This is a genomic window from uncultured Methanobrevibacter sp. (genome assembly GCF_905235195.1).
GTDB lineage: Archaea > Methanobacteriota > Methanobacteria > Methanobacteriales > Methanobacteriaceae > Methanarmilla.
In genome coordinates, this window is the sequence record NZ_CAJOKH010000006.1 from 1 (window position 1) to 14,682 (window position 14,682).

Genomic DNA, 14,682 nt, shown 5'->3' on the forward strand with positions numbered 1-14,682 from the left:
CCCTTCCAAAATCAGAATGCAAAGAAAAATGGAAACAGAAGAAGCAGAAAAAATCTACAAATTAAGGTCAAAAACTGCCGAATTACCCTTTGCAAACATAAAAAAAATGAAACTTACATAATTCCGAACAACAGGACTAAAAGAAGTAAACACAGAATTCAAATTATATACAATCGGACACAATCTGAAGAATATACAATGAAATAAATAGAAAAAATACTTAAAATAAGAAAAATATATAAAAAATTAAAAATTTTAATTATTTTTTTTAATGTTGATAAAAATTTATAAAAAATTTTGCGTCCCACTCTCAATTATAAAAAAAAAAGTTAATAGATTAAAAAAATTAATCTATTGGAAATTGTTAGCTTTTTCATGGAAGAAAGCTTGTGGATGAGCACATACTGGACATTTTTCAGGTGCTTCTTCACCAACATATACATGTCCACAGTTAGAACAAACCCATACAATTTCTTTATCTTTCTTAAATATTTTACCTTCTTTTAAGTTTTTAAGTAATGTATTGTATCTTTCTTCATGTTCTTTTTCAATTTCTGCAACTTTTCTAAATAAGAATGCAATTTCATCAAAACCTTCTTCTTCTGCTTCTTCAGCAAAATTTTTATACATCTCAGTCCATTCTTCATGTTCACCAGCAGCAGCTGCAACGAGGTTTTCTTCGGTAGATTTAATATCTCCACCTTCTAAAATTTTAAACCAAATTTTAGCATGTTCTTTTTCATTAAATGCAGTTTCTTCAAAAATCTTAGATATTTGAACATAACCATCTTTTTTAGCTTTACTTGCGAAATATGTGTATTTATTTCTAGCTTGAGATTCACCAGCGAATGCATAAGCTAAATTTTTTTCAGTTTTACTACCTTTTAAATCAGCCATAATTACATCTCCTAAAAAATTATATAAAGTTAGTTTATAATTTCAACTATAAATATTTATATAAAAAATTTAAAAAGATTGAAAAAATAATAAAATCGTGGAAAATAAATATAAAGAAAACCTATGTATTTTAAATAATAAAGAAATATTCAAACCTCTTTAAAATAAAAATAAATATTAAAATTCATTAATCCAAAAATTATAATAAAAAATGAATTAATAAAAGAACAAGTATAAATAAAATTAGATATTTAAATCTATTTAAGTTTTATAAACTTTTAAATTAGTTTATAGAATTTAACTTTAATTATTAAATTAATAGACAACAATTATTGATTTACTAATTATGTCTATAAATTAATGAATTTTTTATCTAAATTAAAACTTTTATTAATCATTAATTTTATTAAAAATTTCATCTATATGTGAATGTGCTTGAAATGTTGCATCAGCAAATTGAATAATATAAACCGTTAAAACAAAAAAATTACCATAGTTTATTTCAAAATAAAAAGCAGTTAATGCTATAATAAATAGGATTAAATAAATTATGCCTTTATATTTTTTCCCCATATAAATTAAACCAGATCCTGGAATAATTAAACTAATTAATTCTACATTTCTTGTATAAAAGTTTGGATTACTTATAATTTTCTTTTCCTTTTCACTGAGAACATTATCCCTGCTTTTATGATTACCTTTCTTATCCTTTTTTGAAATATTAACACCTACTTAAATAGAATAATATTGGTTAATTTAATTTTTATATTTTTTCATTAGAATTTTTGCAGATTGTAAATTTAAGATTGAAATTGTTTTAAGGAAAATTTATCTTAAATTAGTTATATAATTAATGATTTATTTAAATAATATTTAATGAAAAAAATGATTTAACATTAAAAAAAAAATTATCTAAAAATTCTGACATTCCAACTGTTTATTAATACTCTTTAATATAGTTTTAAAAAAAGAAATAGACTTTTTATAAAGTATAATAAATATTAAAATACATTCTACAATTTTTAAAAAATAAAATTTTTAAACACAAAAATGAAAGCATAGTTTGAAAAAAAATTATTTACTGAAAATAATAACATGTAAAACTATCCCAAAGATAATCAGTAGAGTGTAAATATTTAGAAAGATAAAAAAAATAACAATAAATTAATAAGAATTATTAAGTTAAACTAAAATTAGATTAATTATAAACATTAATTTACTTAAAAAAAAATAAAATTTATAAACTAAAACAACATAATAAATTATTAGGGAAAGATGTTTTTTTCTATTAATGAAAAACACGGTTCTTAATCTACAATTTTAAGAAAATGTTTCATTAATTTTAAGGGCATGACAGAAGAACATAGCTATTACTTAATGTTATTAGCTTAAAATTAGAAACTAACGGTGTTATGTCCTTCACCCTAAAAAATACTATTTTTAAAGATTTTTATTCAATACTTATAAATTATTAAAAAATACAATTAAAAATTTAATTAAATATAAAGTCAAAATAGACTAGAAAATAAAAATTTTAATAAAAAACTTAGTTTATTTTAAAAAAAGTGTCTAAACCTTAAATAATAGAATTTTTTATTTTTCTAAAAGTATAAATAAAAATTAAAGGAACTGTGAGTATATACAATCATTTAACACTCATCTAAAATACTTTTATCTGCACCTGCAACATATACAAGATATTCAGCTTCAACTATATGTAATTTAGATGGAATGACAATTGAATGAAGAGGACTTCCAAAGTCATAGTCTATTAAATCACTGATTTTACCTGCCTTAACTATATTATCATTAGATCCTACACGTGCTATACCAATAGCCAAGGTATCTTCTGTAATTAATTGATATTCTTTATCCATACTGTTTTTAACATTAATTAAATATTCAAGTCCCTGATTTACTGTCATATATCTGTCATTATGTGCTTGTATGTCAAGAAGGACTAAAGTATGCATATCTTTAGTTAAGTTTTCTACAATAGCTTCATATGGGGATTTTGGAAAGAAATTATGATCTGGAAATGGAATAGTTGTAACTTTTCCAAACTTATATCCTTGAAGACCACTAATTGCCGGTGCTGAAGATAGAATTGAAGAACCATGTATAATTTTATATTCTATACATTTCTTCTTACATTGAACTATAAATTCTGAATGAGTTGTTGCAATTAAAGGATCACCACCTGTAATTAATGCAACATCTTTATCTTTAGCCTCCTCTATAAATGATGAATCTTCTTCAACTTCACTTCTATTTAAAATATTAATTTTAGAATTGATCCTATTTTCAATTGCCTCCAATGTAGAACCAATTAATTTTGAAGTGAAAAATTCTGCATAAATTACATCAACTTCCCTTAAAGCATTTAATGCTTTAATTGACATATCATCAATATCAAATAATCCAAGCCCAATTAAATAAAACATAATTTAACCTTTTTAACATGTAAAAATTAAAATTTGAAAAAATAATATTTATTAATCAATATTAATATTATATTTGAATAAATATATATTTTAAGAATTAGAATTAAATCTATTGAATAAGAGTTATTTTAAAAAAAATTAATATTATTATTTTATAACAATGGAAATTATAATTTGGATAAATATATTTTTAAAGAAAGAATTTTGTTAAGCTTGTAAAATATAAAGATATAATTTTTAAACTTATAAAATAAGATATATAATAAATTTATATAAAAAAATTAAAAAAGTATGGAAAAATACATGTAATTTAATTAATTATAGATATAATTATTTTAAATCCAAAAACTAAAAATCAATAATTTTAACTATAAAATCAATTCAATAAATGATACTATGGAATGTCTTAAAATTAGTTTGCCTGCTGTAGATGAAGTGCGAAAAATTATAATGGATATGGAAGTAATGGATATGGACCATAGAATAAAACCTGAAAAGGCCTATGGATATATTGGAATTTGCTCCCCTATCTCTGATGAGACTATTGAAGATATGAAAAAAGAAGTTCTAAAAGTAGAAAAAGTAGTTAAATTACTAGATGGAAAAGAACTTGAAATTGAAGTAGTGGAAAAAGACTTGGAATTAATACCAAGATATCCTCATAGTGTCCGTGAAATGTTAGAAGGTAAATTAACAGAAGAAGAATTTACAACTCTAAGAAACGCATTTGATATAATTGGCAGAGTTGTAATTGTTGAAATACCTGAAAAACTCTTAAAACATAAACAATTAATAGGCGAAACTACACTCGAATTTACTAAACGTGACTCTGTTTATATGAAAAAAAGTGCCATTAAAGGAGTAACCAGAGTTCGAGAAATAGAATTTTTATGTGGAAAAGACAATCCTATAACTATTCATAAAGAGCAGAAAATACGTCTTAAATTAGATGTTAGTAAAGTATACTTCTCACCAAGACTTACAAGTGAGCGAAAAAGAATAAGAGAAATATGTAATGATGGTGAAAATATATTAGATATGTTTTGTGGAGTAGGACCATTTCCAATAGTTATTGGAAGTAAAAATAAAGTAGACATTACAGCTGTAGACATTAATGAAATTGCAATAAAATACCTTAAAGAAAACATTAAACTAAATAAATTAGAATCAAAGATTAATCCCATATGTGGTGACATAAATAAAGTTGCAGATAATCAGTTAGCTGGAGAAAAATTTGATAGAATCATTATGAACCTTCCAGGAACCTCATATAATTTTTTAGATACTGCATTTAATCTTATTAAAGATAAAGGCATAATTCATTATTATGAATTTGCACATAGTTGTGATGAAGGTAAGGAAAAACTAGAGAAAAAAGCAGCATTTCACAATATGCATGTAAAAATAGAAGACTGTCGTAAAGTTCGTTCCACCAGCCCCGGAATGTGGCAAATAGCTTTTGATTGTAGAGTTTTCTATGATTAATACCCTACTTAATCGCATAATTAATATCCAATACTTAATCAATAAGTAATCTTATTAAAATATAATTTAATTAAAAAAAAATTAGATACAAATAAAAAAAAAGTTTGAAGAGATAACTATTAACTATAAAGGATCAATTACTCCTTTTTCTGTAATAATTGCTGTTATTAAATCATTTGGAACTATATCAAATGCTGGATTAATAACTTCAGTGCCTTCTGGACAAATCCTACAATTTCCATAATGAGTTACTTCTTCAGGGTCACGCTCTTCAATAAGAGTATCATTAATATCTATTTCCATATCAAAGGTAGAATAGGGAGCTGCTACATAAAATGGAAGATTAAATCTTTTAGCAGCAAGTGCAACCATAAATGAACCTATTTTATTAACAACACCCCCTTTAGCAACCCTATCTGCACCGATAACTACTTTATCCACCATACCCTGACTCATTAAATAACCGCTTGCAACATCACAAATAAGTTTTACAGGAATATTCTCTTGCTGCATCTCCCATACACTTAAACTTGCACCTTGCCCCCGTGGACGAGTCTCATCACAAATAACTTTAATATTTTTATTTTGTTCATTTGCCGCTCTTATTACACCAAGAGCAGTACCATAATCAACAGCACAAAGTGCACCTGCATTACAATGAGTTAAAATAGTATCTCCATCACTGATTAACTCTGCACCATATTTGCCTATGAGTCTGTTAATTTCCATATCCTCAGCATAGATTTTAAGAGCTTCATCAACAGGATTTTCACATTCAAATACTCTATCTACTGCCCAAAAAAGATTTTTAGCTGTTGGTCTTGATTTTTTAATTTCATCTGCTGCTTTTTTTAAATCAACACCTTCAAGATATGCAAGTGCCATTGCAAATCCTGCAGATACCAATAGCTGGTGCTCCCCTTACTGTCATATTTTTTATAGCAACAATTACATCCTTAAAATTATCACAATAAACATATTCCAGTTTATCCGGTAATTTTCTTTGATCAACTAATTTAAGTTTATTATTTTCCCATTCTAAAGTTTTCATAATATTAGTTAATAGTTAGAAATTTAAATAATTTTTGTTAAAATCCAAATAATTACACTTTAAGGAGAAATATTTTTTTACTGTTGTAAAAAATAAAAAAAAGTAAAGTAAAAAAATAATAATAAAATACTTATTAATTACTTTAAAGCCAAAATTTTTAATAAAACATAAAACAAAATATCAAATTTAGTAATGGCTTTGTGGTGTCATACCCATATTGTGGTCATGACTTTTTTTACCTGGAATTCCATATGCATCTGCTCTACATTGAGTACATGCCCTAAATACAGGAATATATTCTTCAACTTCTTCTCTAACCTTTTCAATTAACATACAATCTGGACGAGGATAATCTTTCATTTTATTTAAAGGTATAAGAGGAAGTACATTCATTAATGATGCTCCACGATTAGAAACTTCTTTTGCAATTTCAACAATGTGTTCATCATTTAATCCAGGGATTAAAACACTGTTAACTTTTACAACAATACCTAACTCATCTAATGCTTCAATACCTTCTAATTGATTTTTAATAAGTATTTTAGCTCCTTCTACACCCTTATAAACTTTATCATGATAATGAATAAAACCTACAATATCTTTTAATATTTCAGGATCAACTGCATTAACAGTTACAGTAACTGAATTAAGTTTACATTTTGCAATATTCTCTATTTTATCAGGTAGTAAAAGTCCATTAGTACTCATACATTTTATTATTTCCGGATGAGCTTCATCAATTTTTTTGAAAAATTCAAAAGTATTATCATTATCTAATGAATCACCAGGACCTGCTACTCCAACAACAGATATTGGTTCTTCCTCCATAATTTTATCTACATGTGCAATTGCTTCATCAGGACTTAAAATACATCCTGCAACACCTGGCCTCATATCCTCTTTATTATGTAGAGACCTATCACAGAAATTACAACCTATATTACAACTAGGTGCTATAGGTACATGTGCCCTTCCTACTTTATCGTGTAATTGTTCATTATAACAAGGATGAACTTTAGTAATGTGAGCAAATTTCTCTGCTCTTTTATTACACTTACATAATTTAGCATTAGGTCCAGTTTGATCATGTTTTCCTTCAAATCCACTCATATTATCTGCCTCAAAAAAAGTTTAAAAAAAACTTTAATTAATTTATAACTATTGTTATTGATAATATATAAAGTTTTTGACTTTTAAATAAAGAAATAGTAAAAAGGATAAATTTCTTTAAGAAAATACTGATTAAATTTAATATAAATAAAAAATTAAAAAAATAATTGGAAAATAAAAAAATATTTAATTAATTTTAAAAATTAATAAATAAAAGCTAAATAAATACTCATAAAAAAAATCATTTAATGGATATATAGAAAAAGAAAATTTAAACACAAATAAATAAAAATGAGGAAACTTAAAAATAATTAATTTTGAATAATAAAAAAATTAAAATAAAAATTAAAAAATGAGAAAAATTATAATCTTTAAAAATCAAAGAATAATAATTAAACTCCATTTAATTCATCAATATAATTCTCACACTTTTCAACCCAATCATCTTTAATCAATTCATCAGTTGCAACCACTGCTACAACACCATCACGGGATAAATCCTTAATGACTTTAAACCCTTCAGGAATGATTCTATAAATACCATCATATATTCTTTTTTGAAGATTGATTTGAGGATTATCAACAATGAAATCTGCAATATGCATTTGATTTCCTTCTAATACTATAGCATATCTATTAGGCTGATGAACATTTTCTCTGCCAAATTCTCTCCATAAAACCCTTAATATATTAGGAAGATAATTTTCATTACCTACAGCTACAATAGTTTGCTCATCATTTTTAGAATATTTGGTTTCTGAAACTTCGTGCATAAAAATATTAGAAGTAGTATCTTTCATTTTAACTGCAAATATAAACATTGCATTTTTAGGATCAACAAATGCTCTTAAATCAACAATAGAAGGGCCTAATTGCAAATCTTGAAAAATTTGCTTAATAATCATATCATATACTGCTGCCCCTTCTTCATCATAAGATTCAACATACATAAAAACCACTTAACTTAAGCTTTTTTATCTTCCTGTCTAGTACCAAGACCTGATACAAGTAATGCTGCACCAACTGCCCCAATATGTTGGGAATAATCAGGTACAATAACATCAATTCCTCCCAAAGTAGTACTTACTGCTTCAACAAGACCGGTAATAAGTGAAGTACCACCTACTTGGATTAATGGTTCTCTAATATCTATTTCTTGAAGTTGTTGTTCATAAACCTGTTGAGCTACAGAGTGACATGCCGCATCAGCAACATCCGCTTTAGACCCACCAGCTGCAAGAGTAGTAACTAAATCTTGAATACCGAATACAATACAATAACTGTTCAAAACAGCATTTCTATAATCTCCTGAAACTGCTAAAGGACCAAGTTCTGTAATATCAACATCTAAACGACGGGAAGTCATATCTAAAAATCTTCCTGATGCACCTGCACAAATACCTCCCATAGTAAAGTTATCTGGAATACCATTATTAACAGTAATAACCTTATTATCCATACCACCAATATCTAAAACAGTTGCCTCACCTCTTTGTTTATCTGCAAGATAAACAGCACCTTTTGCATTTACAGATAATTCCTCCTGAATAAGTTCTGCATTTAATTCTTTACCTATAGTTATACGACCATATCCAGTTGTACCAATTCCATCTAAATCATCCCAACCATAATCAGTTTCAGCAAAAGCCTGTTCTGTTCCTTTATAAACTGATTCCATAATATCTTTAGTAGGATTCCAACCAGTACCTATAACCTTATTGTTCTCCATTAAAATGACTTTTGTAGTTGTAGAACCAGAATCAATACCTAAAGTCAAACCTTCTTGTTTTTCACGTGCCAAAATACTTCTTCTTGCAACTGTAGTAACCAATGCTTCCATACGAATAAATAATTCATCTGCCTTTGTTTTTTCTGTAAATGAATATGTAACAACAGGAATACGTGAATTTTCCTGTAAGAATCTTCTAACCTCATTTCTTACAAGGGCTGCTTCAGCACATCTAAAACAACTAGCTACAAATACCGCATCTGCTTTACAACGACCTTCAACAATACTCATTGCACGAGCAATCATCAATTTTAAACTTGAACTTTGAGCTGAAAAACCAAATTTAGTATATGATTCTTCAATATAATCTAAATCAATTTCCGGAAGTATAATTTCTGCACCGAATGTTAAAGCTGCTTTTTCAATCTCTTTTTGAATACCACTATATTCTGTACCACAGGAAACTAAAGCTATCTTTACCATTTTAATTACCTCCCTCTCCATCAAGAGTATCTAAAAATTTATTAATTTTACCTACAAAATCAAATGTTTCATCCCTATTTGTAGGATATTCTAGTTCTAATTTAGGAATATCTTTTTTACGTAAACAGAACATAGTTAATTCATTTGTTCTTGCACAACCAATACATCCAAATCCAATTGGTGCATCATCAACAATAATTGCAGCTTCAGCTTCATCTATAAGAGGACCGATAACAGCCATCCTACCCCTTACACCTGAAGGAACTTCAATTGCCGCATATTTTAATCCTTTTAAAGGATCTTCTTCTGTGATATTCATAGGAGGAGAATCTATTTCAGGATCTCTAACTTTTTTAGACATTGCTTTTTGTAAAGCTAAAACTGTATGACCTTTTCTTTCAATCAAATCCCCTAATACTAATGAATTCGGAGGATAAATAGCTACCTTAACCATATTTTCACCTTTCAATTACCATATTATTTATATTTTCCCAATAACCAATAATCATAAAATTTTAAATTAGTTTAAATTAATCTATTTTTCAGCAGAATCCTCTTTTTCAATAGATTCATTAACAATCTCAACTAATTCATCAACATCAACAGGTTTAGGTTTTTCAATTAAAACATCTTTAGGATTTTTTAAAGCATCCCCAACATCAGCCAAAATCCTATATTCTGATTCCATTTGATGGAAACCTTCTCTTGGACCATACCTGTGACCTCTACAACGTCTTGGATCTCCTGGAGGAAATCCTCTAGATTTAGTGAAAATATTATAAGGGTCTAATTTTCTAATTTCTTTTATTGCCATCATAACATCTTCTTCATTACCACTAACCATTGCACCATAACAAGTCCATTTAACAGTAATAGGCAAATCCAAAAGATGCATTTGACTTACAATTTCATTTTCACTAACATTAGCCTTTGGACCTAATATAATCATTCTAGTTGTAAAATCAGGATCTAATTCTTCTTTTGATAATTCCGGACTAATCGCTAAGTTCGCGGACATATAAAATCTCTCCTTCTTTTAATTTACTAATTAATTCTAAATCAGTTATAACTTTTCCCACAATATTTGTAGCTTCAAATGGTTCTGCAGTAGGACCAAAATCATTATTTGCTTCAAATCTTACACCAATCAAACCAGTATTTTTCTTAGACATATTAGTTACACCAATAATTCCAGGATCAATTGTATCTACATTAGGAATATTTTCAGGAATAAGACCTTTAGCATCATTAGAATTACCCTCAAAAATAGACATATTCATTCCAGGGAATGCAAAATGAACTTTTAACTCCCCAATTGGTTTTTCAATTAAACCTGTAACCTTTTTAAAGTACCAAACAGTCCTTGGTGCTTTGTCTGTAATATCAATAACAGTAATATCTTTTGCAGGATATGCAGTTGTTGTAACTTTTCCTGCTTCAATAATCTCCACAGTAGTAGGAGGTTCTTGATGAACTATAATTGCATCATCATCACAAATACCTTCCCTTATATGTTCAATACCTTGAGAAGATAATAAATCTGCAGCTTCTTTTTGTGAGATAGCAAGAGTCATAATTCTTGGAGGATTAGACCTAACAGTAATTACATCTCCTTTAGATGCTGAATCAATTAATTCCATACCTTTTACAACGTTAGCTACAATAGTATGAGAATTAACTTCAACTCTATCTTCACGATAAATGAAAATATTACCTAAACCAGAACCATCATTTCTCATAGTAACAGTTCCTCTTTTTCTAGGACCAACTTCTTCTTTTTGTCTGGATATACCTTGAAGTTGATAGAAACCTAAAAGTGAATTTGCATCATAACTAACTTCAAATGTTCCATTTTCTATTAAAGAAAATAAATGTTCAACAGAATCTGGAGAATTAAAATTAGGTTCTAATTCTACATAAGTAAATAAATCATTACCTTCTTCTAAAACAGTATCCAAATTAGATACAGATGCACTGTCAACAGTAGTTGTTCTTTCAATAATTGGTTCAATATCTAAAATATTATCTTCTTCAGTTAAAAGAGATAAAGTTTTTTTACCACCAATTACATTAGCAAACACTCCCCTATTGTGTTCAGGGCAGCCATATATACTAAAATGTTTATCAATAGAAAATATTAAGTGTGTTGATTCATTACTAAAACCAGATAAACTTAAAACTACTTCCAAATCATTGTATTTATATTCATTACGAGAAGGTTCCAAATCAGTGACAATAGGACCTGCTGCAATTTCAGTAGATGAAGTCCATCTAATAGAACAACCTATAAATTCTTTATATTTTTCTTTCCAAACCTCGATTATAGGTTTAGCAGCCAACTCCTCAACCATCTCAAGAATAATACTGCCTTTAGGAGTTTTAATTTTAAATTTGTTAATATTCTTTTCAATTTCCTTTTCTCCTTTAATTAAGCACAAAATACTTCCAGGAGTATAAGGAGCATTTGAAATCTGGATAGCATCTTCGATAGTAGAACCATCAGCAATTTCTATTTCTTCTCCATTAATTGTTATTAACATAAAATCTCCCTAAATCATTATATTAATTAATTTTAATAATTAAATTTGAAAATTATTAAAAAACTATGACTATGAATTGTTTTTTTACAAAAATAATTACAATAAAAATATAATTAATTTTCAAATATTAAAACAGGATTTTCATCTTGCCTAAATACTTCTACTTTTTCATTTTCATTTTCTAAATAAAGTACTTTTTCATTTATTATTTCCCCAACAACTTTTGTTGTTAGAGAATATTTTTCAAGATTTTCAATTATTCTATTACAATTTTCTTCAGGAGCAGTTAAAACAAATCCTGCACCAGGATAAACTTTAAGCCATACATCCCAAGGAACATTTTCATTTTTAGGTATTTTATCTAAATTTACACAAGCACCTACACCAGATGCTTCAAGTAACATTTCAAGTGTTCCTAAAATTCCAGGATTACTAATATCTTTCCCAGCAGTTGGTAATCCTTCCATTGCAATTTGATTTATAGCATTAATTTGGTCTTGAACAAGTTTATCATCTTTAAAATAAGTAGTATCCCAATTTAATTTAGTTTCTTTATCATAGAATCTTCCATCTAAATCAATTGAAACAATTACTTTATCACCAATATTTGCACCTGATGATGGAATCATTTTATCTTTATCTGCAATACCTATGATTGCAACTCCAATAGAATTAAACTCTGCATCAGGATGAAAGTGTCCCCCCACCATAGGAACTTTGAACTTTTCACAAGCAAATTTAATACCATCCATAATCTCTTTACATGCATCATCATTATTAACAGATAAAATATTTACCATAGCAATAGGTTTTCCACCCATTGCTGCAATATCGTTAACATTCACCAAAACAGCACAATATCCTGCCCAATAAGCATCCAAGTCTATTAATTGGCCCCATATACCATCTGCTGCAAATAATACCACTTGATTATTACCAATATCTATTGCAGATGCATCATCACCAAAATCAAGAAGAACATCACCAGAAATATTATAAACTGATTTTAAAATATTTGTAACTTCAGATATAGAATTTTTACGAGTAACTCCTTTAAATTCCTGTATTGAATTTACTAAACTAGTTAAATCCAAAAATACACCATCCCAATAATTAATTTAAAAATTTAGTTTTATTTAATAATATATTTAATATTCATATCTTTTATAATTTCTATTATCTCCTCTTTCAACTCATCAATTATTTGATTTAAATCATTAGAATCTGAATTTAAAGTGAAATAATTTTTTTCATTAAAAATTTCCTTATAAATTTTAGAACCTAAAATATCATCATTACCTTCCTCAAGACAGAATATAATAGAATCATTAGATTGATATCCCTTCTCTACTAATTTATCCAAGTCTCCATCGGTAATTCCAATAATAGGTATTTCAAATCTAAATAAAATATCTGATGCAAGTAGAGTTGTATCATCACCAACAGTTACAATTAAATCCATATTCTTAAGTGCATATACATCTTCTGCTGCATGATTAAGAAAAGCAATATTCAATTGATTATCTTTATATTTATGTTTAATAACTCTTGGTTCTATTTCACTACGCCTAAGTAATCCTGTTTTAACTATTGCTTTATTTAAATCTACTTTCCCTAATTTATCAACACCATGTTTTTTAATATCTCCACCCATAATTTCCACTATAGTGCCATCAACAGAAACTAAAGAAAGTTGTGAAGACTTTGATTTACCTATAACCGTACCGTTTACAAGTATATTTTCACCAGGACTTACGCCATGAATTTTCCTTATAATCTTTTGATTATTATTATGAAGCTTATCTGATTTTAAATCAGTACTTTCTTCAGTATCATTTATATTGAAGTGTTTTTCTTTAATTAGAGTAGTACTTACCTCCATTATATCAAATTCTTCTTTAATTTTATTAATAATTACATCAATATCTTTTGATTTAAAAGGTAAATTCCAAATAACAATACTTCCATCTACTTCCCCCGGTCTTTCAATTTGTATTAATGGAATATCCTCATGAAAATTTTTATCCATATAATGATGAAAAACCTTATATCCAAATACATGACCTGTAGTAGAAGACTTTCCATAGTTAAGCAAAACTATTGCATCTACCCCCTCATCTGCAAAAATTGAAAGGGAATCACTAGGAACCAGTTTTTTAGAAATATCAATTGTATCTTCTAAAGCTGCATCAATAACTGCAGTCCTACCCATAGTTCCTCCTAATCTACATGAAACATTAGCAAATTCTGAGAAAAAATTTATTATTTTAAGTGCATAACCAGAATCAATAATATTCGGCCCATGCACAACAATTCCTATATTCATCCTATCAACATATATCAATTAAATAAATAAAAAAAATTAATTTTTAATTCTTCTTTTAAAAATTTTAGACCCGCATATTTCACAAAGCTCATCTTCATAATCAGATGGATACTCTTTCTTACACCCATTACAAGTTTTAACCCAATTATAAACCCCCTTTATTCCATCAGTAAGGATAGATTTGTATGGAATATTTAACAATTTTAAGACATTTTGAATAGAATAATCATCTGTTAAAAAAAGAATATTCTTATATTCTTCATTTATCTCTAAGGCTAAAGCAAGTAATTGTCTATCCGGATATGACAATCGCAAATCATCACCTGAATTTTTAATCACAGTATTTAATTTATTTATATAATAGTCATCTGGTGATTTAATAATTAAATTACCCTCACTTATAATTTCATCTAAAAGGATTTTACTTTTTAAATCCTTAACTTCATAAGTTATTTCTGGAACAGTGAAATTTAAATTATCTTTTGGCCGGTACCCTCCAATAAATGCAGAAGCATCTAAAATTTTGTATACATTATCCATAATTATACTTTAGTTTTAAAATTAATAAATATTATTAAATAAATATTATATTAATAAAATTATCTATAGAAAAATTA

At 27.1% G+C, this 14,682-nt stretch carries 12 protein-coding genes and 1 pseudogene; 1 reads left to right on the forward strand and 12 read right to left on the reverse strand.

Annotated features, from left to right (window positions below; translation table 11 throughout):
• Positions 1–351 precede the first annotated feature (351 nt).
• Entirely contained in the window at positions 352–897 is a 546-nt protein-coding gene (gene rbr / locus QZ146_RS00845; RefSeq protein WP_295721530.1) for a rubrerythrin, read from the reverse strand.
• A gap of 1,649 nt (positions 898–2,546) precedes the next feature.
• Positions 2,547–3,341 carry a diphthine synthase gene (gene dph5 / locus QZ146_RS00850; RefSeq protein WP_295721533.1) on the reverse strand — a complete coding sequence of 265 codons (795 nt, stop codon included), beginning with the start codon at positions 3,339–3,341 and terminating at the stop codon, positions 2,547–2,549.
• Between the two features lie 396 nt (positions 3,342–3,737).
• On the opposite strand from dph5, the gene QZ146_RS00855 reads away from it, so the two are divergent.
• Positions 3,738–4,826 carry a class I SAM-dependent methyltransferase family protein gene (locus QZ146_RS00855; RefSeq protein ID WP_295721535.1) on the forward strand — a complete coding sequence of 363 codons (1,089 nt, stop codon included), beginning with the start codon at positions 3,738–3,740 and terminating at the stop codon, positions 4,824–4,826.
• A 123-nt stretch (positions 4,827–4,949) separates the two neighbouring features.
• On the opposite strand, the pseudogene mtnA reads toward QZ146_RS00855, so the two are convergent.
• The 10 genes and pseudogenes from mtnA to QZ146_RS00905 all read right to left on the reverse strand — a co-directional run bounded on the left by mtnA (position 4,950) and on the right by QZ146_RS00905 (position 14,605).
• Positions 4,950–5,877: pseudogene (gene mtnA / locus QZ146_RS00860) on the reverse strand (S-methyl-5-thioribose-1-phosphate isomerase).
• 186 nt (positions 5,878–6,063) lie between these two features.
• Positions 6,064–6,987, reverse strand: a complete 924-nt coding sequence (locus QZ146_RS00865) for a radical SAM protein (RefSeq protein ID WP_295721537.1) — start codon at positions 6,985–6,987, stop codon at positions 6,064–6,066.
• 392 nt (positions 6,988–7,379) lie between these two features.
• Positions 7,380–7,937, reverse strand: a complete 558-nt coding sequence (locus QZ146_RS00870; RefSeq protein ID WP_295721540.1) for a methanogenesis marker 17 protein — start codon at positions 7,935–7,937, stop codon at positions 7,380–7,382.
• 14 nt (positions 7,938–7,951) lie between these two features.
• Entirely contained in the window at positions 7,952–9,199 is a 1,248-nt protein-coding gene (locus QZ146_RS00875) for a methanogenesis marker 15 protein (protein WP_295721542.1), read from the reverse strand.
• Position 9,200: 1 nt separating this feature from the next.
• Positions 9,201–9,653 carry a methanogenesis marker 5 protein gene (locus QZ146_RS00880; RefSeq protein WP_295721544.1) on the reverse strand — a complete coding sequence of 151 codons (453 nt, stop codon included), beginning with the start codon at positions 9,651–9,653 and terminating at the stop codon, positions 9,201–9,203.
• An 81-nt stretch (positions 9,654–9,734) separates the two neighbouring features.
• Positions 9,735–10,217 (reverse strand): methanogenesis marker 6 protein, encoded by a 483-nt coding sequence (locus QZ146_RS00885; RefSeq protein ID WP_295721546.1) that lies wholly within the window; start codon positions 10,215–10,217, stop codon positions 9,735–9,737.
• Positions 10,195–11,739, reverse strand: a complete 1,545-nt coding sequence (locus tag QZ146_RS00890; protein WP_295721548.1) for a methanogenesis marker 3 protein — start codon at positions 11,737–11,739, stop codon at positions 10,195–10,197. The genes QZ146_RS00885 and QZ146_RS00890 overlap by 23 nt, the downstream gene beginning before the upstream one ends.
• A 113-nt stretch (positions 11,740–11,852) precedes the next feature.
• A complete protein-coding gene (locus tag QZ146_RS00895; protein ID WP_295721550.1) occupies positions 11,853–12,833 on the reverse strand; it encodes a methanogenesis marker 2 protein in 981 nt (326 codons plus the stop codon).
• Between the two features lie 38 nt (positions 12,834–12,871).
• Positions 12,872–14,065 carry a DUF2117 domain-containing protein gene (locus QZ146_RS00900; RefSeq protein WP_295721552.1) on the reverse strand — a complete coding sequence of 398 codons (1,194 nt, stop codon included), beginning with the start codon at positions 14,063–14,065 and terminating at the stop codon, positions 12,872–12,874.
• A 36-nt stretch (positions 14,066–14,101) separates the two neighbouring features.
• Complete coding sequence (locus QZ146_RS00905) at positions 14,102–14,605, reverse strand: ribonuclease VapC (RefSeq protein ID WP_295721554.1); 504 nt, start codon at positions 14,603–14,605, stop codon at positions 14,102–14,104.
• Between the last annotated feature and the right edge of the window lie 77 nt (positions 14,606–14,682).